A 26506-nucleotide genomic window follows, 5' to 3' on the forward strand; every position below is an offset into this window, starting at 1 on the left:
TAAAGTATCACAAGAGTCTGTAGGTAGGAATTTTTAAAATCTTTACCTAAATCTAATAAATACTAAAAATATGGACTTAATGAAATCAGTTCAAAAGTAAAGTCTAAATATTGTTTGAGAAAGTTGGAAAAAAGCTCAGTATCTGGATTCTGACTTTTTCTCGTTATAAAATAATATTTGAATATATTAACAGATTATAGTGAGAGATAATGAAAATGCTGAATTTATAATATTTATCAAATAATTGGAGTTTTGATAACGATAATATGATATTGTAATATCTAATAAAATGTGTTTTAATATAATCTAAGGTTAACCTAATTTTAATAAAAAAGGAGATTATATGGATAAACAGAAAATATTGCATCCCAAAAATATTGGGGCATATACGTTAATTTTAAGTACTACTTTCTTGTTAAATGCTGTAAGCGCTCAGAATGTCGTCGCTGATGAGAATTCGAGTACTGCAACAATTATACAACCACTTAAAGCAGAAAATGCCAATGATTTAAGTAAAGAAATTTCTACGACAGTCAATCATGTAGAAGAAAAAAATACAGACACTTCGCATGAAAAGACAGAAAATTCAGTCGCTTCGATTGATGAACAAAATTCAACCACGAATGAAGTAGTTATAAAAGATTTGTCTGAAGCGAATAAGTCTGTATCAGCAGCAACAAATATTGAAGATACGAATATTGATACAATAGCTAAGCAGACACAAGAAGCTGAAACAATTACATCGACACAAACTACAACTGATATTGAAAATGAAAAAGAAGAATTCGCAAATAATCAAGCAGCTGAAGTTAATATAGAAAAAAATGAGAGTGAGCAATTATCATCTGCTACGCCGCAAAATATTGATAGTAATACCATTATCTCTGTGCCAAAAACCTGGGAGTCTGGCTATAAAGGAGAAGGCATGGTTGTTGCGATTATTGATTCAGGGATTGATGTCGATCATGATGTGCTGCATATAACCAATCCTGATACAGCTAAATACAACAAAGAAACTTTCGAAGCAACGAAAAAGGCTGCAGGGATTGAGTATGGGGAATGGTTTAATGATAAGGTGATTTTTGGTTATAATTATGTCGATGTCAATACTGATATGAAAGAAGAAGACAAACATTCTCACGGGATGCACGTCACAAGCATCGCAACCGGAAATCCAACTCAACCAGTTGCGAATCAGTTAATCTATGGGGTTGCTCCTGAAGCACAAGTCATGTTTATGCGTGTTTTTTCAGATATTAATCCAACAACTAGTTCTGCAATCTATGTCAAAGCGATTGAAGACGCAGTGAAATTAGGGGCGGATAGTATTAACTTAAGCTTAGGCGGAGCAAGTGGTTCTGTTGTTAACATGGATGAAAGTGTTGTTCAAGCGATTGAAGCTGCAAGAAATGCTGGGGTATCTGTAGTTATTGCAGCTGGTAATGACGCAGTATTTGGCTCGGATTATGACTTGCCATCGGCTGAAAATCCTGATTACGGGTTAGTTGGCAGTCCATCTACGGCAAAAGAGGCGATTTCAGTTGCTTCATACAATAATACGACTATTGCTAGCAAGGTTATCAATATTATCGGTTTAGAAAATGATGAAAATCTGAATTTCGGTAAAAGTTCTTTTGACAATCCAGAAAAGAGTGAAGTTAGTTTTGAAGAGGGAAAAGCTTATGACTATGTCTATGCAAATTTAGGTAAAGCAGAAGACTTTGAAGGGAAGGATTTTTCTGGAAAACTCGCACTGATAAAACGTGGAGAGATTACCTTTTCTGAAAAAGTAGCCAATGCCACACAAGCAGGGGCTATTGGAGCAGTGATTTTTAATAGCCGACCAAATGAAACCAATATTAGCATGGCCTTAGATGAAACAGCAGTCGGGATTCCAGCTATTTTCATCCCGAATGAATTTGGTGAAGCTTTAGCGAAAAATCAGTATCAAATCCAGTTTAATAATGAATCTGTTTTTGACGAAAATCCAAATGCAGGTTCTATGTCTGATTTTTCAAGTTGGGGTTTATCTGCTGACGGTGAATTAAAACCTGATTTAGCGGCTCCTGGGGGTGGCATCTATGCTGCTATCAATGATAATGATTATGCCAATATGAATGGGACAAGTATGGCTTCTCCGCATGTAGCGGGTGCTGCTGTATTAGTGAAACAATATCTAAAAGAACAATATCCAAATAAAACACCACAAGAATTAGAAGATTTGGTTAAACATTTATTGATGAGTACGGCAAAACCTCATTATAATAAAGAATCTCAAGCTTATACTTCTCCGCGTCAACAAGGAGCGGGTATTATTGATGTAAATGCGGCAACTTCAACTGGCTTGTACGTGACAGGCAAAGATGGTTATGGTAGTTTGACACTTGGCAATGTTGGGGATACGTTTGATTTTGAGGTAGTTGTGCACAATATTTCAAATGAAGACCGCAAGTTAAATTATCATATTTATCTAGATACGGATGCTGTCGAGGAGGGAAAAATAACTTTAACACCACGACAGTTAAGTGAATCATCAGTTAGCGGGTTGACAGTTAAAGCCAACAGTAGCGAGGTTGTAAAGATTCAAATTGATGCGTCATCGTTTACGCCAGAATTAAATGAACTCATGAAAAATGGCTACTATCTAGAGGGGTTTGTTCGTTTTACTGATAGTGTCGATGATGGCGATGTAATCAGTATTCCATATGTTGGTTTCCATGGTGAATTCCAAAACTTACCAGTTATTGAAGAACCTGTTTATTCTTTGATTGCTGATGGCAAAGGTGGTTTTTATTTTGAAATAGATTCGGATAAACCTGAAAAATTAGCGGGTTCTGATAATTTTTCAGGTTTAGTAACTGGAAGTGTTGATAAAGTTTACTCAACCGGAAAAACTACTGATTTTGAACTAAAAGCGTTAGGCACGTTTAAGGATGAAAATGGTGATTTTGTACTAAAACTGGATGAAAATGGGCAACCACATTTAGCTATTTCGCCGAATGATGATGGTAATCAAGATTCACTTGCTTTTAAAGGGGTATTTTTAAGAAACTATACAAACTTAAAAGCTAGTGTATATCGTGCAGATGATATTAATCGAGAACATGTTTTATGGCAAAGCGATGGACAAGATGGTAATAAAAACTTCTTCAGTGGCAATGAGAAAAGACCTAAATCAAGCATCATTTTTAATACAGAATGGCAAGGTTTTGATCAATCAGGTAATCCACTTGAAGATGGAGAATATCGCTATGTGCTTACGTATCGTTCTGAAGTACCAGGTGCAAAAGAACAGTCAGTTGATTTTAAAGTGATTATTGATCGTCAGGCACCAGTGATTACGACTGCAACTTATGATAAGGATCAATTCATCTTTAAAGCACGTCGCGCAATTGAAAATGGGTTAGCCGGTATTTTTAGAGAACAAGTCTTTTATCTGGTTCCCGATGAAAATGGTTTGACCACAAATATTAATCTGAAAGTAAATGGTGATACAACAGTTTCTGACCATCGTATATATGTAGCCCAAAATGAGGATGGTTCTTTCACCTTACCACTTGATTTAGCTGATTTATCACAATTTAAATATGTGGTAGAAGACTATGCTGGAAATAAAGCTTCAGCAAATGTGGCGGATTTAATTAGTATTGGGAATACGAATGGTTTAGTAACGGTTGAAGCTGTAGATCAAGAAACTAAACAACCGGTGGATATTGCATATGCTTATGCGGTAAAAGATCAAAGCGGAAAACATTTAGCCGATATTCCTCGTTATGTTGATGGTAATAACGTGTTAATTTTACCATTTGGCGACTATCAATTTGATTTATTCTTATATGATACAGATTGGGCAACTTTATCAGGCAATCAATCAGTTAAGATAAATATTGACGAAACAAATAGTACAGCTAAAGTGCAATTTTTCGTACATTTAAAAGAAAAAGCTAATGTATTAGTAGATGTTAATCGTGAAATTCCGGATACAGACACACTTATTTTAGTCAATGATTCAGGACTAGAAATTCGTATTCCGCAAGCTAAGTATGCTAAAAGTGATTTTGGAAAAATCGTACCTGTAGGCAAATATATCATTAAAGCTGAATTGCCAGAAGGATATGAATTTTTAGAAGATCCATCATTTGAAGTGAAAAACAATACTTACAACATCAAAACACTTACATTGATTAATAAGACAGAGTTGTTAGATTTAGTCAAACAAGTGGCTGATGTACAAGACCAAGCAAAATTTTATAATGCAAGTAAAGATAAACAGGATTATTTCAAGCAAGCACTTCTAGCGGCACAACAATTGGTCAATGACAAGCAACAACAAGAAGTTATTGATCAAAAAGTAGCAAGTTTGAAAGAAACGTTTGCTGCATTAGATGGTAGGGATACCGATTTAGCAACGTTAACAGCTGAATTAGCAGAATATCCAAAATTAGTACAACAAGCGAACTATTACAATGCTGATCCATTAAAACAAGTTGCTTACGATGCGCTTGTACGATCTGCTAAATTATTAAGTTCAAAAGAAAAAGCGACACAAGCAGAGGTCAATCAGTTGTTAGACAAGTTAAGTGAAGCTAGAACTGCTTTAGATGGTCAGCCAACGAATGTCAATCAACTTTCACAAATATTTACTCAAGCTCAAAAACTAAAAGAACAAGTGCAATATCAAAATGCCAGTGCAGATGTCAAAGTAGCTTTTGATCAAACATTTAAAGAGGTGGAAGATACACTTAATACGCCTGATGTCGTGCAAGTCGTTGTTGATCGATATGTACAGTTATTGTCGAGTGCAATGGCTGCATTAGATGGTAAACAAAGTGTCATCCCAACGCCTGAAAAAACAGAAACAGGTATCCAAACAGAATCCACACCAGAAGTGACGGAAACCGCGATATCAACAAATCCAGTAGTTGAAGGAAGTAAAGAGACTAATTCAACAACAGTAGACGTACAAACTGATCCACTAAGTGCGAAATCAGAAGTTAAGGATATTGAGAAAAAGTCTGAAGTGAAAAACACCGTGTTACATTCGTCAGACAATCAAGCTGAGATGTCAAATTCAAATAAAACAAAAAGCAATAAACACCCACTAGGCTCGGATAAAGAAGAAAATATTACAAAAGTTGCTAAGCAAAAGACTAAGGCTTCTTCACAAGCTGAATTACCACAATCAGGTACAAAACAAAGCTCAATATTACTTGGTTTGTTGAGTCTATTCGTTGCAAGTATTACACTTCTTTCAGGTAAAGCCTTAAAAACAAAAGAATAACAATAGAGATAAGAGAGAGGGAGTTCATCCATCTCTCTTATTTTTTTAGAAACGCTTTCTTGTTTTGGTTTAAGGTGATAAAATTTATTTATGAATATAATTGTTAGAGTATTGATTTTAGCCCTGTAGAAAGGTTGTGCGGAAAGTGAAATATGTAGTGGCTACATATATCGGAAAAGATAGTTTAAGTTTTATACATGGCCATCAGTATTTGGTTGTTGGCTATGATTCAGAAGCTAATTTGCTTTCAATTGTGGATGAAAGTCGAGAAAATTATTTATATTTGCCTAATTTATTTGAATTTGTTGGAGACTATCGCAAGTTACCTAATGAAGTGCCCAATGTTTATCTAAATGATGATAATGAGCTAGAGTTAATCGAATATGAAATGATACCACATGATGATATTGTACTTGATGAGGATATACCTATAGATTTGATGGGGATGGAAGGAGTAGAGTATCGTACAATCATATTAATGAAAAAATAAATTGTGTAGTCTAAGAGAAACGATGTTGAATCAAGCCTTTTAACACTAGTAGTGGCAGCAAAAAAATTTGATATGGGAGATAGTAAAAATGAAAAGTGCACTGTTAGAATTATATTGTGAAAGTATAGATAAATTTGAAGAGTTTACTACAATAATTGAAAATAGTACGGTGAGTTTATCTTTAATTGGAGAAAATCTAAATATTCAAATTGATAGTGATTTAGATGATAGAGAGATAGAAAATCTACTTTTAAATTTGTATTCAATGATATTTCTTTATTTAGGATATTTCCCTAAAATTATTACATTTGAAATAGAGAACACGGTTATTGATATTAGCAATTTATCAGGAAAATATACTACTTCAAAGCAGTTTGAAAAAAAGTATTATCAAATAATAACTATCAATTCTAATAGTATAACTCAAGATATATATAATCAATTTGTTAGTAAAACTTCAAATAATTATGCAATTAATTCTATGCAAGCGGTTATTAGCGAAGATTATGAGCATGTTATGTCTGACCATAAATTACTAATAACTTTACACTGTGTAGATGGTATTTATGAAAATAAAGGTAACGATCGTTTTGTAAAAAAACTAATTGAAATCATGAAAGTTACTAATGATAAATTGCAAAATGATGATTTGATGCAGAGTTTATTCTCTTTGTTCGGTTGTGGTAATATTGATGAAATGGCCAAAAGGCTAAAAGATACCAGACATTGGTATAGTCATTTGATGAACACAAGCGATAAAAAATTTGAAAAAACCTTTAAAGATATGTTAGAGTTTCACTATGGGTTTCAGTTCTTATACTATGTTCAAAGAATTTATATTATCGATAGTTTGGACTGTAAAATTGATGTCGACTGTATAAAGAAATTTATCAATAAATTAATAATTGCATTTTTTAGAGATAAAACTCGTTAAATATAAAAATTATAATTGCTTTAATGAATAGATGAAATATAGAGTAATTGTAAAAATCACAAAGAATGAAGTACATCGATTAATATCTATAGTTAGTTTCTCTACATATACAAGTGGAGATAAGTTCATAATGAATGCTGAATGATATTAGTAAACAATTTTCTTAATACACTATTGTCTATATATAGGTATATGTAAATTGTATTTTTGAGATAGCAATGTAGAAAAATGCAAAAAAATTAACAAACCGTTTGAGAAATAAATTATTAAAAGTCACTAGTCAGTTATCGATTGAAGGGAAAAATGTATTCATAAATTAACATAATAACAAATATAGTAAGATTACAAATTTTTTGAATCGATTCCTATTGAAGTTTCGGATAATTTAAATGTTGAAACAATGCAGTACGATTATTATAATAATGATAACAATATGTATGACAATTTAGATTATCGTGACTTACAAGATCAATTTGACTTGCTAGGTGTCACAAAGAATAATTGGGATTAATTGAGGTGAAAAAATTTGGTAGATGTGGAATCACCCATTATTTATGATTTAGCATATAACGAAAAAGCATTAAAAGAATTTAAAGAAAATTTTATAGAAGCACAAGATAGTAAATTTTTGCTGAACTATCCAACGGTTTATATTGTTAATGATAAAGATGATGACCAAAGTTATACAGTTTATGTGGGTGAAACAAATGATATTATCCGACGTACTTTGGAACATTTAAATGCGGATGACCAGGTGCGCGATGATTGGAAAGAATTAAAACAATCACGCACGTCTCAAATGTATGTGATTGGTCATAAACATTTCAATAAATCATTGACACTAGATATTGAAAATAGACTTATGCATTACTTATTAAGTGTTGAGGGAATTAAACATGTCAATAATCGTCGGACCAATCCACAAAGTGAATACTATACGTCTGATGAGCTTGAAGTCATCTTTTCTAAAATTTGGCGCAAACTTCGACAAAAAAATAAAGAATTATTTCCATTAGAGCGGGTGATTAAAGATTCTGCGATTTTTAAAGCATCACCCTATCATAAATTAACACAAGAACAGTTAGCGGCTAAAGATTTGATTATTCAAAAGATTGAATCTACACTTACACAAAACCAAGTCGGCCAATTAATTTTAGTCAATGGACAAGCCGGTACAGGGAAAACTGTATTGATGAGTAGCTTATTCTGTGATTTGCTAGAACTTTCCAATTTAGAGGAGTACCCATTGTTTACAAATCGCAGTATATATTTGTTAGTGAATCACGATCAACAATTAAAGGTCTATGAACAAATTGTCAAAAAGCTTGGATATTCGTTAAAAGAAGATATTCCAATCGTTTCTAAACCAACAAGTTTTATTACTCGGACTTCACCTGATGATCCGGTAGATGTGGTGGTGATTGATGAAGCACATTTACTTTGGACACAGGGGAAACAGGCATATCGAGGGAAAAATCAATTGGTAGATATTTTGAATCGCGCGCGTACAGTGGTCGTTGTTTTTGATGAAAACCAGATATTGTCCCGTGAGCAACATTGGGAAGAAAATGAAATTTCCTACATGAAACATGATGCCATTCAACATGGAAGATATATTGAGTTACAAAATCAAATGCGGATTAATGCAAGTAAAGAAACGGTTAATTGGATACGTCATTTTACTGATTATAGGGAAATTTTACCAATCCCTGACGATGCCAACTATGATTTGAAAGTTTTTGAAAATCCAGCTGAAATGTTTGCGGCTATAAAACAAAAAGCAGAAAATCAAGAGCACGGTTTGTCTCGTATGCTAGCTACTTTTGATTGGGATTACATTGATAAAAAGAAACCTGTTGATAGTGTGTATTGGAATGTGTCAGTTGGTGAATTTCACATGCCATGGAATCTACAATTACCAACTACAAAGGAACAAAAGCGTCGTAATAAATCATTAGCTTGGGCGGAGCAAGAACAAACGATTGATGAAGTGGGTTCAACATTTACGATTCAAGGTTTTGACTTGAATTATGCTGGAGTGATTATTGGCCCATCTGTGAAATATCGTGACGGTAAGATTGTTTTCGACCGTGAAGCGAGCAAAAATAAAAAAGCCATCCAACGTAGAGAGCTAAAAAATGGTAAAAAAGTCTATCTTTCAGATACTTTATTGAAAAATGAGTTGAATGTTTTGTTGACACGTGGAGTAAATGGGTTGTATCTTTTTGCGGTAGACCCAGCTTTACAAGAAAAATTATTAGAAATGCAAAAGTTAAGAATGAATAAATAATTGTTATACACCTTACTGATTTTTTGATATAAAGTAAGGTGGTAATTTTTTAAAATCTTGCACCCAAAAGTATATAGTTTTGGGTGCAAACTTCATGTCTTTACTATTATTCCCAGCCCACTGAAAATTCGTGGGCTTTTTTTGGTGTTTGCATTTAATAGAACGTGTATTCGTGGTATAATGAAAAGGATTGAAACTAAATGAAAAGGATGTTGTCAATGTCAGTAAATAGCCCGTTACTTAATGGAATGAATCCACGTCAGAGCCAAGCCGTGACGACTACTCAAGGCCCACTATTATTAATGGCTGGTGCAGGAAGTGGGAAGACACGGGTGTTGACTCATCGCGTGGCTTATTTAATTGAAGAATGTTATGTAAATCCTTGGAATATTTTAGCGATTACCTTTACCAATAAGGCCGCTCGTGAAATGAAAGAACGTATTCATCAGTTATTAGGAGATGTAGCTGAAAGTGTTTGGATTTCAACATTCCACTCGATGTGTGTACGTATTTTACGCCGAGAAGTTGAAACGATAGGCTATTCGCGTAATTTTACGATTTTAGATAGTTCAGAACAGCTTGCCTTGATGAAGCGAATTGTTAAAGAGTTAAACCTAGATCCGAAAAAACATGAGCCGCGTGGGATTCTTGCAGCGATTAGTAACGCGAAAAATGCCATGCAAACAGCAGATGATTATGCAAGTTTAGCAGGGGCTGATTATTTCAAACAGACGGTGGCTAAGTGTTATGCCCGTTATCAAGATGTATTGCGCGAAAATCAATGTATGGACTTTGATGATTTGATTATGAATACCATTGAGTTGTTCCGCCAATCACCAGATACGCTACGTCACTATCAAAATAAATTCCAATATATTCATGTCGATGAGTATCAAGATACCAACCATGCACAATATCTATTGGTGAATATGTTAGCGCGTGGCTTTCAAAATATTTGTGTCGTTGGGGATGCAGACCAAAGTATTTATGGTTGGCGTGGGGCTGATATGCAAAATATTTTGGACTTCGAAAAAGACTATCCCGATGCCCAAGTGATTTTACTAGAACAAAATTATCGCTCAACGAAAAATATTCTAAAAGCGGCTAATCAAGTCATCGAAAACAATGTGAACCGTAAAAAGAAAAATCTTTGGACCGAAAATGAAACTGGTGAGAAAATCCAATATTACCGTGGTGATAATGAACGTCATGAAGCCCAGTTTATCGTCAAAGAAATCAATGACCATATCCAAAGGCAAGGGAAAAACTATGGCGACTTTGCGATATTATATCGAACCAATGCACAGTCACGTGTAGTCGAAGAAATGTTATTAAAATCAAGCATTCCTTATAAAATGGTCGGCGGTCAAAAATTCTATGAGCGTAAAGAAATTCGTGATATTTTAGCTTACTTGGCGATGATTGCTAACCCACAAGATTCGATTAGCTTTGCGCGTGTGGTGAATGTGCCAAAACGAGGAATTGGTGCGACATCAGTGGAAAAATTCCGAGACTTTGCGCAATTACATGGGATGTCCATGCTAGAGGCTTGCGAAAGTGTGGCTCTATCCAATGTTTCTGGAAAAGCAGCAAAAGAATTAGCGAAGTTTGGCGAAATGATGGATGGCTTTGCGAAGATGCAATCGTACTTATCGATTACCGAACTCACGGAAGAAATTTTAGCGAAAACTGGTTATCTAGAAGCTTTGAAAAATGAAAATACAATTGAAGCCAATGCTAGAATTGACAACTTAAATGAATTCTTAACCGTTACGCAAGCATTTGATCAACAATTTGCACAATCACCAGAATACGAAAATGTAGAAGATGATGAGAAATTAAGTTTATTCTTAAATGATTTGGCTTTAGTGTCAGATATTGATAGTTTAGAAGAAGAGACAAGTCAAGTGACACTCATGACACTTCATGCGGCAAAAGGGTTAGAATTTCCGATTGTCTTTTTAGTGGGGATGGAAGAAGGATTATTCCCATTATTACGTGCCAATGATGATGAAGCCGATATGGAAGAAGAACGTCGCTTAGCCTATGTAGGAATTACCCGAGCGGAAGAAGAGTTGTATATTACCAATGCAATTTCACGAACGATTTATGGTCGTACCCAGTTTAATCGACCTTCACGCTTTGTCGATGAGATTGAGGAAGATTTACTTGAGCCAATCGGTACCTATGCCAAACGTCAATTACAATCAGGCGACGAGTTTAAAGCCTCCTTTGGTCAAGGAATGTCGGCTGCTGATTTTATGAAGAGTCGTCAAAACCAAAGTAGTGCCAACTCAAGCAGCACTTATGGTAATCGTACTTATAGCGATCGTACTTATGGTCAAACACAAAATCGAAGTTATCAAAAACCACAGTACCAAACAATTGTGAAGATGACCTTTCCAAATACGGCCACACCAAAAGCCAATATTTCTTGGCAAGCTGGTGATAAGGTCAATCATAAAAAATGGGGTGTAGGAACTGTGGTGAAGGTACATGAAAATAATGGGGATTATGAATTAGATATTGCCTTTACTGGTCAAGGAATTAAACGACTTTTAGCTAGTTTTGCCCCAATTGAAAAAATATAAGAATGGAAGAAAATCATGGAAAAAGAACAAGCATTAGAAAAAATCAAAAACTTGCAAAAAACGTTAAATGAATATGCTTATTTTTACTATGTCAAAGACCAACCCAAAATTTCTGATAGCCAATACGACAAGCTTTATCAAGAACTTGTTCAATTAGAAACCCAATATCCTGAAAGTATTACGCCCGATTCGCCTACTCAGCGTGTTGGCGGCGTAATCTTAGATGGATTTGAAAAAGCAGTGCATGAGGTGCCGCTTTATAGCTTAAACGATGCTTTTAGTCAGGGCGAACTTGAAGCCTTTGATGCACGGGTGGCAAAAGCGCTAGGCCATCACAATTATAGTTACGAATGTGAATTAAAAATTGATGGTTTGTCGGTTTCCTTGCGCTATGAAAATGGCCGCTTTGTACGTGGAGCTACTCGCGGGGATGGCAGTGTAGGTGAAAATATTACCGAAAACTTGAAAACGGTTCGCTCCATTCCGATGACTTTACCAGAACCTATCTCAATTGAAGTCCGTGGCGAATGTTATATGCCAAAAGAAAGCTTTATGAAACTAAATCAAGCACGAGAACAAGAAGGTTTAGAAACATTTGCAAATCCACGAAATGCTGCGGCTGGAAGTCTTCGTCAATTGGATACCAAAGTAACTGCCCAACGGAATTTAAGTACTTTTTTATATACAGTAGCGGAATTTGGTCCCTTAGAAGTCGCCACGCAAGAAGAAGCCTTGCAAGCTTTGGATCGTTTAGGCTTTAAGATTAATCCGAACCGTCGTATCTGCCAAAATGTCGATGAAATTTGGGAGTATGTTACGGAATATCATGAAAAGCGAGCAGACTTACCTTATGAAATTGATGGGATTGTCATTAAGGTCAATGATTTAAATCTACAAGATGAATTAGGCTTTACTGTTAAAGCTCCACGTTGGGCCATTGCTTATAAATTTCCACCTGAAGAAGCTGAGACAGTGATTCGTGAAATTGAGTGGACGGTGGGACGTACTGGGGTTGTGACACCAACTGCAGTGATGGATCCAGTGGTAGTTGCAGGGACTACTGTCAGTCGTGCGAGTCTGCATAATATGGATTATATCGAGGCAAAAGATTTACGCTTAAACGACCATGTAATTATTTATAAAGCGGGCGATATCATTCCAGAAGTCGACCATGCCATTGTCGAAAAACGTGAGGCAGCAAGTACCCCTTATCCTAAACCGACGCATTGTCCAGTCTGTGGCAGTGAATTGGTCCATTTAGAAGAGGAAGTGGCACTGCGCTGTATCAATCCTAAATGTAGTGCTCAAATGAAAGAAGGTTTGAGTCATTTTGTTTCTAGACAGGCGATGAATATCGATGGCTTGGGTCCGAAAGTTATTGAGCAAATGTATGAAAAAGAATTGGTGAAAGATGTCGCGGATTTATATTATTTAACCCAAGAACAATTATTAACTTTAGATAAAGTCAAAGAAAAATCAGCCAATAATTTACTAAATGCAATTGAAGCAAGTAAGGCAAATTCTGCAGAGCGTTTATTATTTGGCTTAGGCATCCGACATGTTGGGGCTAAAGCTGCAAAAATCTTGTTAGAGCACTATGAAACCATTGAAAACTTAAGCCAAGCTAAAGCCGAAGATATCTTAAGTTTGCATACCATGGGTGAAACGATTGCCAATAGCTTAACGACTTACTTTGCCAATGATGAAGTCCATGAATTATTAGCAGAATTAAAAGCAGCGGGCGTGAACTTGCGCTATCTAGGTGTTACCCAAGCACAGTTAGCCGGTGTCGAGTCACCATTTAAAGATAAAACGATTGTCTTAACCGGTAAATTAACCACTTATACGCGCGATGAAGCAAAGGCCAAAATTGAAAGCTTAGGGGGTAAAGTCACGGGTTCGGTATCGAAAAAAACAGATTTAGTGATTGCCGGGGCGGATGCTGGCAGTAAATTAACCAAAGCCCAAAGTTTAGGAATTGAAGTTTGGAGCGAAGAGCAAATGGTTGAAGCACTCGCAGACTAAAAGAGTGAAGAAATGGTGCTATTTTACAAAATATTTTCAGAAAATGTGACTTTTTTGAAAAAATGTTTAAAAAGATTTCTGAATTAACTAGGATGATTTTCAATTAAATGTTACAATATCCAAGTATAGATAGAAAATGAACGGAACTAACATAAGGTCTGTGAAAATAGGAGGAAGATTATGGCGATTAGTGAAGAACAAGTAAAACATGTCGCTAAGTTGGCGAAACTAGCCTTTCCAGATGAAGAATTACATGAATTTACGACTCAATTAGGGAAGATTATCGATATGGTTGAGTTATTAGAAGAAGTGGATACTACGGGTGTTCCTTTTACTTCTAACGTCATCGAAACTGTCAATGTGATGCGTGAAGATGTGGCGCAACCAGGTTTTGACCGTGAAGAATTATTACGAAATGTACCTGAAAGTGAAAATGGCTTTATCAAGGTGCCAGCAATTATTGATAACGGGGAGGCCGGTGCATAATGACTAAATTATATGATCAATCATTAGAACAATTACATGCCTTATTAGTCTCAAAAGAAATTTCAGCGCAAGATTTAACCCAAGCAACTTTTGACCGTATTAAAGAAACGGAAGACACCATGGGTTCATTCATTACTTTAAACGAAGAAAAAGCCTTAGAAATGGCCAAAGCGTTAGACGAAAAAGGCATCAGCGAAGGCAATGTTTTAGCAGGCCTTCCAATTGGGATTAAAGATAATATTGTAACGAAAGATTTGCGCACAACTGCGGCTTCAAAAATTCTTTATAACTTCGATCCAATTTATGATGCGACTGTCATGGAAAAAGTATATCAAGCAGATATGATTCCTGTGGGTAAATTAAACATGGATGAATTTGCGATGGGTGGTAGTACCGAAACTTCTCATTTCAAGAAAACAACCAATGCTTGGGATCACACCAAAGTTCCTGGAGGTTCTTCAGGTGGTTCTGCAGCTAGTGTCGCAGCCGGTCAAGTTCCTGTTTCTTTAGGTTCTGATACAGGTGGTTCTATCCGTCAACCAGCAGCTTTTAATGGGATTGTCGGTATGAAACCAACTTATGGCCGCGTGTCTCGTTTTGGTTTGATTGCCTTTGCGTCATCTCTAGACCAAATTGGACCATTGACTCGTAACGTTAAAGATAATGCCTTAACTTTAAATGCGATTAGTGGTTATGATCCAAAAGATGGCACTTCTGCTGGGGTTTCTGTGCCTGACTTTACAGCGAAAATTGGTCAGTCTGTCAAAGGCATGAAGATTGCTTTACCAAAAGAATACTTAGGGGAAGGAATCCAACCAGGTGTCAAAGAAGCCATCTTAAAAGCAGCTGATACTTTCCGTGCATTAGGTGCGACGGTAGAAGAAGTAAGCTTACCACACTCAAAATATGGGGTAGCTGTTTACTATATTATTGCCTCCTCAGAAGCAAGTTCAAACTTACAACGTTTTGATGGTATTCGTTATGGTTACCGTTCTGAAAATATCTCAAACTTAGAAGATGTCTATGTTAACTCAAGAAGTGAAGGTTTTGGTACAGAAGTCAAACGCCGTATCATGTTAGGTACTTTCTCACTTTCAGCAGGTTATTACGATGCATACTTCAAAAAAGCCGGACAAGTCCGTACATTAATCAAACAAGATTTTGATAATGTTTTTGCCAATTACGATTTAATCATTGGTCCAGCTTCACCTACCGTTGCTTATGGTTTGGGTGAAAATATCAATGACCCAATTACCATGTATTTAAGTGACGTCCTAACCATTCCTGTGAACTTAGCGGGTCTACCTGGTATGTCAGTGCCATGTGGCTTTAGTGAAGGATTACCAGTCGGCTTACAAATTATTGGTAAACATTTCGATGAAGCTACCATGTATCAAGCAGCGGCAGCATTCGAACAAGCAACTGACTTCCATACGAAAAAACCAGTCATTTTAGGAGGCGCGAACTAATGAATTTTGAAACAGTCATCGGGCTTGAAGTCCACGTTGAATTAAAAACGGACTCTAAAATTTTCTCACCTGCTCCAGCGCATTTCGGGGCAGAACCAAATAGCAATACTAATGTCATCGACTGGGGTTATCCAGGTGTGTTACCAGTAATGAATAAACGTGCTTTGGAATTTGGGATGAAAGCTGCTTTAGCGTTGAACTGTGAAATTAGTCAACATACACACTTTGACCGCAAAAACTATTTCTATCCTGATAATCCAAAAGCTTACCAAATTTCTCAGTTCGACCAACCAATCGGCCATGATGGATGGATTGAAATCGAAGTCGAAGGGAAAAAGAAAAAAATCCGCATTGAACGCGTTCATTTGGAAGAAGATGCTGGGAAAAACATGCATGGTAACGAAGGGTATTCTTATGTTGATTTAAACCGTCAAGGCACACCATTAATTGAAATTGTGTCTGAAGCGGATATGCGTTCACCAGAAGAAGCTTATGCCTATCTTGAAGCCTTGCGTTCAATTATCCAATTCACTGAAGTATCTGATGTGAAGATGGAAGAAGGTTCGATGCGTTGTGATGCCAATATCTCATTACGTCCTTATGGTCAAGAAGCATTTGGTACCAAGACAGAATTGAAGAACTTAAACTCTATGACCTTTGTTAAAAAAGGTTTAGCTTATGAAGAAAAACGCCAAGCTAAAGTCTTATTATCAGGTGGCGAAATCAAACAAGAAACCCGTCGCTTTGATGAAAAGACGAACACAACAATCTTGATGCGTGTCAAAGAAGGTTCGTCTGATTATCGTTATTTCCCAGAGCCAGATATTCCTCGTTTTGAAATTGACGATGCATGGATTGAACGTGTGCGCCAAAGCTTACCAGAAATGCCAGCTAAACGCCGTGAACGTTACATCAATGAATTAGAATTACCAGAATATGATGCGATGGTCTTAACGCAAACGAAAGAAATGTCTGATTTCTTTGACGCAACGATTGAAAATGGGGCTGATGCGAAATTAGCTTCTAACTGGTTAATGGGTGAAGTATCTGCTTACTTAAATAGTGAAAAACTAGAATTAAATCAAAGCAAACTAACGCCAGAAAGCTTAGCCGGCATGATTCAATTAATTGTGGATGGCACGATTTCTTCTAAGATTGCGAAGAAAGTCTTCCAAGAGTTAATGAAAAATGGTGGCGATCCTAAGGTTATTGTGAAAGAAAAAGGGTTGATTCAATTATCTGATCCAGCACAATTATTACCAATCATCAACGAAGTATTAGATAATAATGCACAATCTATTGAAGACTTCAAGAATGGTAAAGATCGTGCCGTTGGTTTCTTAGTTGGTCAAATTATGAAAGCAACGAAAGGTCAAGCCAACCCAGGTGTGGTTAACCAATTATTAAAACAAGAATTAGGTAAACGTTAGAGGAAAAGTTATGAAAAGAGCACGTGTGATATATAATCCAACTTCCGGAAAAGAAACTCTAAAACGCAATTTAGCGGATATTTTAGAATGTTTAGAGCAAGCGGGATATGAAGCAAGTGCCTATGCAACCACTCCAGAGCCAGACTCTGCAAAAAACGAGGCCAGACGCGCAGGTGAGTCTGGCTTCGATTTAGTGGTCGCTGCTGGTGGCGATGGTACAATTAATGAAGTGGTCAATGGGATTGCTCCTTTGGAAAATCGTCCGAAAATGGCAATTATCCCTGCAGGTACGACCAATGATTACGCCCGAGCTTTAAAAATCCCTCGAGGCAACATCAAGGCCGCAGCTGAAGTGATTATCAAAAACCAAACAGTCAAAATGGATATCGGTCAAACAGATCGTGACTATTTTATCAATATTGCAGCAGGAGGGCACTTAACCGAGTTAACGTATGAGGTACCTTCTGAATTAAAGAGTATTTTTGGTTATTTGGCTTATTTAGTCAAAGGGGCCGAACTCTTACCGCAAATAAAACCTATTAAAATGCATTTAGAATATGATGGTGGCGAATACCAAGGCGATGCGTCGATGTTTTTCTTAGCCTTAACCAATTCAGTCGGTGGCTTTGAACAAATCGTCCCAGATGCTAAGCTAGATGATGGTAATTTTACCTTGATTATCGTTAAAACCGCTAACATTTTAGAAATTCTGCATTTAATCGGTTTGGTCTTAAATGGGGGAAAACATGTCGATGACCCACGAATCATTTATGCCAAAACAAGTTATTTAAAGGTACATACACCTGAAGATGGCAAACAATTGATGATTAATTTAGATGGGGAATATGGTGGCGATGCGCCGATGACCTTTAAAAATCTAAAAAATCATATCGAATTCTTTGCCAACCTTGATGATATTCCTGATGAAGCCGTGATTGGTGAAGAGGAAGACTATGAAGAAATTAGTCAAGACTTTATCAAGGAAGTTGAAAAATTAAACGACGAAGATATCGATGGCGACAATAAAATAGGATAAATATAGCACTCTTTCAAGTATGCACGACCTAGGCATATTTGGAAGAGTTTTTTTATTTGAATTTTTGAATTGGCTTTAAATGAATTGTCATAGTGGATGTTTTTTTTTAGTTTTAAAAATGGTAAAATAAAGACATAATATTAGTAATAGAACTGAAGGATGTAATTATGCAAACAACAAAAAATAAGCCTAAACGTACTGAATCAAGATACCATGAAATTGCTTTAATGGTAGCACAAAGGATTGTCGATGGAAAATATCCACTTGGCGAAAAAATCCGATCACGCACGACGATTGCTTCAAACTTTGGGGTCTCACCAGAAACTGCCCGTAAAGCGGTGAATTTATTGGCAGACTTGGAGATTGTCGAAGTGATTCATGGGAGCGGTGTTTATGTACGCTCAAAGGAAAAAGCCAGTGCCTTCATTGCCCGCTCACAAAATCTTAAACAATTAACACAAACCAAACAAGAATTACGAGAAAGTATTAAGCGTCAACAAGAAGAATTACAAACGACTCTTGAATTAATCGGTAAATTGGAAACAGAATCACGCCGCACACAGGATAGTTTGACTTTAGTACCGTTTGAATTGATTGTCACAGATGCTTTTAAAGAATTAGGACAAACAGTCGGACAGTTAAATCTATGGCATCGTACCAAAGCGACCATTATGGCTGTCAAACGTGGCGAGGAAATGATTTTATCCCCGGGACCAGTATTAACGATTGAAGTGGGGGATATCGTTTATTATATTGGTGATGATCAAGCAAAACAAATGATGGAGTTATTATTTACTGGAGAAACTGGAAAAGAGGGATAAGCATGAAAAAAAGTGTGTTAATTGGGTTCGTGCTCGCTCTATTAGTGACAAGCTTAGGTCTAGCTGGCTGTCAACAAAATAAAAAGACCGAAAGCAAAACAACCACCAGTAGCAAAGTCATCAAAAAGAAAAGCACCAGTCAATCTAAAGACAAGAAGAAAAAGACCAAGACATCTTCAAGTACGACTGAGTCAACCACGAAACAAACAAGTGCAACCAAAGAGCAAACGACACAATCTAAAACAACGACCAGTCAAGCACCACAAGCTGAGAAAACAAAAACATCGACACCAGCTCAACCGACAATTTTAGATTCCTTGGTTGGTAAAAATTTTAGTTTTTCTAGTGGTACAGGTGGTTGGGGTTCATCACTTTCTATTGGACCAAATGGCACGTTTTCAGGTGACTATCATGATTCTGATATGGGCTCAACTGGACCGGGCTATCCAGGTGGTACGATTTCTGAAAGTAAGGTTTCTGGACAATTTACAAGACCCCATCAAGTCAGTCCAACGCTTTATGAAGTCGACATAGAAAACTTACAATATGAAAAACCAGTGGGCAGCTCAGAAATAAAAGAGAATAGAAAGTACGAATATTCCGAAGCCTATGGAATTAGTAAGAATCATCGCATGGCAATCTATCTTCCTGGTACACCAATATCTTAAATGCCTGAAGAGTTGCGGTTGTATTCTTATGGCTTGATTCCTGAAGATAGCCAAACATTACCAGTCTATGTCATTCAGGGAGATATGGAAGGTTTCTTTATTGAGTATCATTAATATGAAGGAGATTTTATGAAAACTTATCCAGTAACAAAAAATCAAGATTTAACAGTTGATATCATTGACTTAACGCATGAAGGAATGGGCATTGCTAAAGTAGAGGGTTATCCTTTATTTATCGAAAATGCTCTACCCGGCGAAACAGTGGAAATACATGTGCTAAAAGTAGGCAATAAATTTGGCTTTGCGAAGGTGAAAAACTTTATCAAAAAGTCAGCACACCGTGTCGAAAATGCCGATGAAAAACTGATTCGTACCGGTATTGCCCCACTTGCCCATCTCAGTTATGACCAACAACTGATTTTCAAACAAGAACAAGTCGCCAATGTAATGAAAAAAGTGGCGAAAATGCCAGAAGTACCCGTACTACCAACAATCGGTATGACTGATCCAACTGGCTATCGAAATAAAGCCCAAATTCCAGTTCGTCGTGTGGACAATCAATTACAAACTGGTTTTTATCGTAAAAATAGTCATGACCTTGTGCCAATTGAGCATTTTTACATTCAAGATCCAGCCATTGATGCAGCAATTATCCAGATTCGTGATATTTTACGCCGATTCAATGTCAAACCATATAACGAAGAAACAAACGAAGGCTTTTTAAGACACCTCATCATTCGCAAAGGTCACTATACCGATGAAATGATGGTTGTCTTTGTGACGCGCAAAGAAAAATTCTTCCAGGTCGATCAAATTCTTGCTCAAATCACCCAAGCATTACCAAATGTTGTGACTGTTGTGCAAAATATTAATGAAGACAAAACTAATGTCATTTTGGGTAAACAAGAAAAAGTGTTGTTTGGCCCAGGGTATATTACCGATCAATTACTAGGCAAGACTTATCACATTTCTGCCAAATCATTCTATCAAGTCAACACACTTCAGGCCGAAAAACTCTACCAAACTGCCTATGACTTTGCGCAATTATCACCTGAAGATATCATTATTGATGCTTACTCAGGAATTGGCACCATTGGCTTATCAGTGGCGGACAAGGTTAAACACGTCTATGGGATGGAAGTTGTGGAGGAAGCCGTGCAAGATGCGATTGCCAATGCACAACTCAATGGCTTTACCAATACCACTTATGTTACAGGTAGTGCTGAAAAAGTCATGGCACAATGGGTAAAAGAGGGCATCCACCCAGATGTGATTTTCGTTGACCCACCACGTAAAGGCTTAACCCCAAGCTTTATCGAGGCCAGCTGCCAAATGAATCCAGAAAAAATCGTCTATGTATCCTGCAACCCAGCTACCATGGCGCGTGATTTGGTCCACTTCGCAGCACTAGGTTACCAAGCACAACAAGTCCAACTCGTGGACCTCTTCCCAATGACGAACCATGTGGAATGTGTGGTGTGGATGACGAGAAAAGATAAATAAGGGCTTAAAAGTGCGTTTTTACGGTATGTTCTGAGATTAGCCATTGGTTCATACGAGCGCATATCTGTTATATTAAAATATATCTACTCATTTGAAAATGGTCGAAAGGTTTAGGTTTTGGATTAGATATTATGTAAGGAGTTAAAGGAATGGATGATAAAACTGTTTTTGACATGGGGGATGATGAAAACATCCGATATGTTTAAAAGAATTATGTAATAAAAAGAATATAAGCGTTTCGGAACTTGCAAGGCGGATAGGTCAGACTCCACTGAACTTTGGTAAGAAACCTAAACGAGATACAGTTACTCTTGAGGAGTTGACACAGATAGCTGATTTGATGAAGGTTAACTTTGAGCAATCATTTATCTTCGCGGATGGAGAACAGATAAAAACAAGCAATGAGTGAGGCAAATCATGACATACGAAAAGAAAAGTATTAGAGCAATAATAGAAGATGTAAATAGTAGAAGAGTCTACCTCCCTGCTATTCAAAGAAAATATGTGTGGGGAGATTCACAGATTACAAGATTAATGGATTCTATCATGCTTGGATATCCTATTGGAACTTTTCTATTTTGGAAAGTTAAGAAGACTATAGTGAACCAAAAAGAGTATTCAATGTATGAATTTATAAAAGATTATCATGACCGAGATATGTATAAGAATCCGGCTGCACCACAGCCGTTCCTGGTTGGTAGTGGAGATGAAACAATCTGGGCAGTTTTGGATGGCCAACAGAGATTGACTTCTCTATACATAGCTTTGCAAGGAAGTATAAGCAGAAAAATTCCAAACAAAAGATGGAAGAATGATGATGCATTTCCGAAGAAAGAGCTGTACTTTGATTTGCACAGTGAAAAAACTGATGATGAGGACATTTCTTATGAGTTCAGATTTTTAACATCAGAAGAGGCTGCAAAGAATAAGGACGGTAAGCTTTGGTATTTGGTAAAAGATATCCTTAAGTATCCAGCTGAAGATTTATTAACAGAGGTCATCATTCCAAATAGCTGGGTAACCGACAAAGTTGCAACAAAGAATATTTCTCTTTTGCATACAAGACTGGTTACTGATGAAATCATCAACTACTTTGAAGTACAAAAAGATTCGATAGACAGCGTATTGGATATTTTCATTAGAGTAAATTCTGGTGGAACCGTTCTTTCAAAGAGTGACTTGTTATTCTCTACTATTGTTTCTCATTGGGATAAGGCAAGGGATGAAATTGATAAGTTACTTTCTGAAATAAATAAGAAAGGCGAAGGATTCAAATTCTCTAATGACTTTATAATGCGTACCTGTTTGTATCTATTAGATATGTCCGTAGCATTAAAAGTAGAAACATTCAAAAAAGACAGTGTACTAAAAATCAGAGCAAACTGGGACTCAATCCGAAAAGCTATCAAGGATACAGTTGATTTGTTAAATGAGTTCGGATTTAATTCGGAGAACATGATTTCTTATGTGGCTGTCTCTCCTATGGTTTACTACAGATACAAAGGTGGTAATTTTGATTCGAGCAGTAAAGCTGAATTAAGAAAATATATTGTAATCGCACAGGTAAGACAGATTTTTGGTACTGCGTCAAACTCTGCACTGACAAGCATAAGAGAAGCATTGAAGGCAGCACCATCTAATTCATTTAGTATGAAAAATCTAAATGGGGTTAGATTCACAGGTGACAGAACTCTTAGATATACTGCGGATGAGATTGATGCAATGTTTGACACATATGAGATCGGTGCCTATACATTTATGTTGTTATCCCTTCTGTATCCAAATTTGAAATATAGTCAGAAGGGATTCCATCAAGATCATATGCATCCGCATACAGGATTTGAAGAAGGTAAGATTAAAAACTTAGTGTTGCCGGACGGAACAGTGATTGATGATGATACTAAAGAAGATTGGCGTAGAAGAAGGAATACACTAGCAAACCTTCAATTGTTGGAAGGTAGAGAGAATGAATCCAAAAATGCAACACCACTTGTCGATTGGTTGAAGGTTACTGAGAATAGTGAAAATGCGAAGTACCTTCCTAGTGAGATTTCATACGAACTTTCTAATTTTGAAGAGTTTATGGAGAAACGCCAGGAATTGATGAGTAAAGCATTAAAGGATATTCTTTTATAGAGATTCGCGAAATTTACAAGGACACTTATAAGGAGGTAAATCATGACTGATACAAAGAAAAAAGATAGATGTGGAAAAATGAGATGGCTTGTGATTGGAAGTGCATTGACTTTAGTCGGCTATATCATTGTTCCACCGCTTATCAAAAAGTATGGAAACAATGTTTATAAGAAATCATTAGATACAGATGATATTGATTTCGATGATATGGGACCAGATATTGTTCCATTTGAGGAAGAAACTAAGGAGGAAGAATAGTGGCAGGAATAGATGCAGAAAAGATTGCACAAGAAGCAATCAATGCAATAGCAGAGAAAATCAAGAACCTAAACACACTTAATATAATAGTTGCTGGTAAAACTGGTGTCGGTAAGAGTACATTGATCAATTCTGTATTCAAGGAGAAACTTGCTGACACTGGAATGGGTAAGCCAGTAACATCGCATATGCGAAAAATCACAAAAAAAGGTGTACCACTTGCAATCTATGATACGAGAGGGTTTGAACTCGGAAAAGAAGTTCAGGCAGAAGTAAAGCAAGAGGTAATGGATACAATCAGTAAAGGGCTTGCTACTCAAGATATAAATAAAGCTATTCACTGTATTTGGTATTGTATCAATACTGCCTCAAATAGAATTGAGCCAGAAGAAATTGAGTGGTTAAGAGAACTCTCAATGGAGAACCAAATCACACAAGTTCCGATTATCGTTGTGCTTACACAATCATTTTCAAAGAAAAAAGCACAGGAAATGAGACGAGTGTTATTGAATGAAAACTTGGATATTATCCAGATAATCCCTGTGCTTGCAGAAGATTATGAGATTGAAGATTTAGGTGTTGCTAAAGCATACGGATTAGATGTGTTAATCAAGGTAATGGGAGAGGCTCTCCCAGATGAGTTGATGGACACGCTTCAGCATGTTCAGATTGCATGTTTAGAAGAAAAAAAGCGCCGTGCACAGGCAGCAGTAGCAACAGCATCAGTTGCAGCGGCAGGTGAAGGAGCTGCACCTATTCCATTTTCTGACTGTGCATTACTTATACCTACTCAAGTAGGTATGATAGCTTCAATTACAGTAATATTTGGCTTTGATGTAAATAAGAGCGTTATCACTGCACTGTTGTCATCGTCAATTGGTGCGGGCGGTGCAACTTTGTTAGGAAAGACTGTAGTTACTAACTTGTTGAAATTCATACCAGGAGCAGGAACTGTGGTTGGTGGTGTAATATCAGCAGGAACAGCTGGAGTTATTACAGCGGCACTTGGTGAGGCATACATAGGAATTATGGAATTGGTTTTCAAAGGAGATATGAGCATTGATGATCTTGGTAGTAAAAAGGGAAAAGAAACAATGTCAACTCTCTTTAAGGCACAATTGAAATTACAGAAATAAAACAGAAATGAGTTATTGCCCTGTTCGATGAATAGAGCAACTCAGGGTTCTCACAGGCTCGATCTCACGGGTATTTTAGAAAAAAAGTGCGTTCTACCATTCCCTTCTACAAAAGGGGTTGAGTATGTTTTTCGTTGAACAACCAAGCCATTTTGAGTGCGTGGTGTGGATGTCAAACAGTGTACACATGTAGATGAATCTTTTGGATGATCCATGAAAGTTAAAAAGTTGATATCAGGAAAACATCTTTTTAAATGGAGGTGCACACGAGTTGGAAATAGAATATGAAAAGTGGAGTGATAGATAATTAGAATTTGCTATTTTTTGTATAGAAAATGTAGCTGCACGGTTAAACGTTGATTCACGGAAAATTTATGATGCCTTAACAGAATAATCAGATATTTTGAAAGAATATATTATTCCAGAATATGCGGTGTTGCACACTCAAAGTAAAGAGTATATTGTGGATGATATCATTGATGTGATGAAGGAAAAAGGTGTGAAGCTATGAATGCAAATCCTATTCATTTACAGAAAAAATACGCGCGTGTAGTATCACTTTTTGCAAAACAGAATAAAATCACTCTGGAGAAAGCACTGGATATTTTTATCATTCAGTGCTTTATGAGCTAATGAGTGAAGGTGTATCTGATATGTATTGTATGGGTGATGAATACCTAATGCAGGAACTAGAGGAAGAACAAAAACTTTAAAATAACCAATAATGTAATTATTTACTGAATCAGAAGGATAGTCATAGAAAAAATAAATATCAGATTACGATATATGTAGCAGAATAATTGTAATATGTTTCGAATAAATCATATAATTTCAAAAATGGTGGTTTTTATGGATAAATTTTCAAAAAAAGAGTTTGCTTTCATTAGGAGAGTTTTATATATACGCATTAATTGATCCGCGAAGTAATGCTATTTTTTATATCGGTAAGGGTACAAAAAATAAAGTATTCGAACATGAGAAAGAAAGCTTGACTAGTCCTGATAGTGAAAAATTAAAACGTAAGCGCCCAATAACGAGGTATATTGAAAATCTCCAAAGTCACTCGACTCTGGAGATTCTTTTTTTTATTTACAATTTGCTTGTACAGTTTCTGACCATGGCAAATAAGCTTCTAGAACTGCTTTTTTTGCGAAAGACTCCTCATTAGGCAATTTCTCCAAAAGATAGGTGAGATATTTCTCCGAGTCTAAGCCATTTCGTTTGGCAGTTTCTAAAAGTGATAGGATGATTGCACTAGACTTGGCTCCTTCAAAGCTTTGAGAGAAAAGCCAATTCTTACGTCCCATGACTAGCCCTTTAATTGCACGCTCAGCTAGATTATTGGATAATGCTAAGGAACCATCCGCTAAAACTGTTTTGAATGTTTCCTCATATTTCAACGCATAGGTGATCGCACGGCCTAACTTCGATCCTGGGAGCACCGATTGATTGCGACACCAATCAAAGAACGTTGTCATTAATGGCGCTAATCTTTCTTTGCGCTTGCACAATCTTTCAGCTGAAGGCAGCTCAGCCCAAGAGGCTTCTAGTGAAAACATCTGGTCACAATAGGCTAATCCCTTGCGCCCCAATGACTGCTTATCTGCCTGTTTCGGCGTTGCTTCAAAAAATTTTCGGCGTACATGTGCCCAACAACCTACTAACTTTGCTTTAGGTAGTTGGCGATACGCTGACCACATATCACAGTGAACATAGCCATCATATTCGCCGAGAAATTCTTGAACAGCTAAGCCACTTCTGCGTTGATCATGATGATAGAGCGTGATTGGCTGTGCTGCTTGTTTTCCTGACAGGAATGTCCAGTAATAAGTCAAGGGAGTCTCATTTTCTAAAACTCTATAAGCTGTTTCATCCGCATGAAGAAGGTCTTGTGTTAATAATTTTTCGTGTAGTAGCTCATAGAGCGGTTCGAAATAATACTGACTAGACTT

General features: G+C 36.6%; 18 protein-coding genes and 1 pseudogene. 18 read left to right on the forward strand and 1 reads right to left on the reverse strand.

Features of this window, described 5'->3' with window-relative positions:
- Positions 1-343 precede the first annotated feature (343 nt).
- From ACTQZM_RS05675 to ACTQZM_RS05760, 18 genes are all read left to right on the forward strand, one after another.
- Positions 344-5281: a S8 family serine peptidase gene (locus tag ACTQZM_RS05675; RefSeq protein ID WP_441653153.1), complete on the forward strand. Its 4938-nt coding sequence runs from the start codon at positions 344-346 to the stop codon at positions 5279-5281.
- 145 nt (positions 5282-5426) lie between these two features.
- Positions 5427-5771, forward strand: a complete 345-nt coding sequence (locus ACTQZM_RS05680) for a hypothetical protein (RefSeq protein WP_441653154.1) — start codon at positions 5427-5429, stop codon at positions 5769-5771.
- A gap of 88 nt (positions 5772-5859) precedes the next feature.
- A complete protein-coding gene (locus ACTQZM_RS05685; protein WP_208920626.1) occupies positions 5860-6705 on the forward strand; it encodes a hypothetical protein in 846 nt (281 codons plus the stop codon).
- 526 nt (positions 6706-7231) lie between these two features.
- On the forward strand, positions 7232-8995 hold the full coding sequence (locus ACTQZM_RS05690; RefSeq protein ID WP_441653155.1) for a DUF2075 domain-containing protein: 1764 nt from the start codon (positions 7232-7234) through the stop codon (positions 8993-8995).
- Between the two features lie 218 nt (positions 8996-9213).
- On the forward strand, positions 9214-11586 hold the full coding sequence (pcrA, locus tag ACTQZM_RS05695; protein ID WP_441653156.1) for a DNA helicase PcrA: 2373 nt from the start codon (positions 9214-9216) through the stop codon (positions 11584-11586).
- A 15-nt stretch (positions 11587-11601) separates the two neighbouring features.
- Positions 11602-13611, forward strand: a complete 2010-nt coding sequence (gene ligA, locus ACTQZM_RS05700; RefSeq protein ID WP_441653157.1) for an NAD-dependent DNA ligase LigA — start codon at positions 11602-11604, stop codon at positions 13609-13611.
- Between the two features lie 180 nt (positions 13612-13791).
- Positions 13792-14097: an Asp-tRNA(Asn)/Glu-tRNA(Gln) amidotransferase subunit GatC gene (gene gatC, locus ACTQZM_RS05705; protein ID WP_016251984.1), complete on the forward strand. Its 306-nt coding sequence runs from the start codon at positions 13792-13794 to the stop codon at positions 14095-14097.
- The gene (gene gatA / locus ACTQZM_RS05710) at positions 14097-15566 is read left to right on the forward strand and encodes an Asp-tRNA(Asn)/Glu-tRNA(Gln) amidotransferase subunit GatA (RefSeq protein WP_289537933.1); all 1470 of its coding nucleotides are present in this window, start codon (positions 14097-14099) and stop codon (positions 15564-15566) included. The genes gatC and gatA overlap by 1 nt, the downstream gene beginning before the upstream one ends.
- The gene (gene gatB / locus ACTQZM_RS05715) at positions 15566-16996 is read left to right on the forward strand and encodes an Asp-tRNA(Asn)/Glu-tRNA(Gln) amidotransferase subunit GatB (RefSeq protein WP_047242010.1); all 1431 of its coding nucleotides are present in this window, start codon (positions 15566-15568) and stop codon (positions 16994-16996) included. Before gatA ends, gatB begins: the two co-directional genes overlap by 1 nt.
- Positions 16997-17006: 10 nt before the next feature.
- Positions 17007-18032: a diacylglycerol kinase gene (locus ACTQZM_RS05720; protein ID WP_243199086.1), complete on the forward strand. Its 1026-nt coding sequence runs from the start codon at positions 17007-17009 to the stop codon at positions 18030-18032.
- A gap of 167 nt (positions 18033-18199) precedes the next feature.
- Positions 18200-18853 carry a GntR family transcriptional regulator gene (locus ACTQZM_RS05725; protein ID WP_047338883.1) on the forward strand — a complete coding sequence of 218 codons (654 nt, stop codon included), beginning with the start codon at positions 18200-18202 and terminating at the stop codon, positions 18851-18853.
- Positions 18854-18855: 2 nt separating this feature from the next.
- A complete protein-coding gene (locus tag ACTQZM_RS05730) occupies positions 18856-19521 on the forward strand; it encodes a hypothetical protein (RefSeq protein ID WP_441653158.1) in 666 nt (221 codons plus the stop codon).
- Positions 19522-19650: 129 nt separating this feature from the next.
- Entirely contained in the window at positions 19651-21024 is a 1374-nt protein-coding gene (gene rlmD, locus ACTQZM_RS05735; protein ID WP_441653159.1) for a 23S rRNA (uracil(1939)-C(5))-methyltransferase RlmD, read from the forward strand.
- 196 nt (positions 21025-21220) lie between these two features.
- Positions 21221-21433: a helix-turn-helix domain-containing protein gene (locus ACTQZM_RS05740; RefSeq protein WP_441653163.1), complete on the forward strand. Its 213-nt coding sequence runs from the start codon at positions 21221-21223 to the stop codon at positions 21431-21433.
- A gap of 8 nt (positions 21434-21441) precedes the next feature.
- The gene (locus tag ACTQZM_RS05745) at positions 21442-23160 is read left to right on the forward strand and encodes a DUF262 domain-containing protein (protein ID WP_441653160.1); all 1719 of its coding nucleotides are present in this window, start codon (positions 21442-21444) and stop codon (positions 23158-23160) included.
- A gap of 42 nt (positions 23161-23202) precedes the next feature.
- On the forward strand, positions 23203-23418 hold the full coding sequence (locus ACTQZM_RS05750) for a hypothetical protein (RefSeq protein ID WP_441653161.1): 216 nt from the start codon (positions 23203-23205) through the stop codon (positions 23416-23418).
- On the forward strand, positions 23418-24554 hold the full coding sequence (locus tag ACTQZM_RS05755) for a YcjF family protein (RefSeq protein ID WP_431021405.1): 1137 nt from the start codon (positions 23418-23420) through the stop codon (positions 24552-24554). Before ACTQZM_RS05750 ends, ACTQZM_RS05755 begins: the two co-directional genes overlap by 1 nt.
- A gap of 403 nt (positions 24555-24957) precedes the next feature.
- The gene (locus tag ACTQZM_RS05760; RefSeq protein ID WP_441653162.1) at positions 24958-25065 is read left to right on the forward strand and encodes a DUF3791 domain-containing protein; all 108 of its coding nucleotides are present in this window, start codon (positions 24958-24960) and stop codon (positions 25063-25065) included.
- 574 nt (positions 25066-25639) lie between these two features.
- Here ACTQZM_RS05760 and ACTQZM_RS05765 read toward each other — a convergent pair.
- Positions 25640-26506: pseudogene (locus ACTQZM_RS05765) on the reverse strand (IS66-like element short variant transposase); the annotation flags it as partial.

This window comes from Enterococcus cecorum (assembly GCF_052119425.1).
GTDB lineage: Bacteria > Bacillota > Bacilli > Lactobacillales > Enterococcaceae > Enterococcus_E > Enterococcus_E cecorum_C.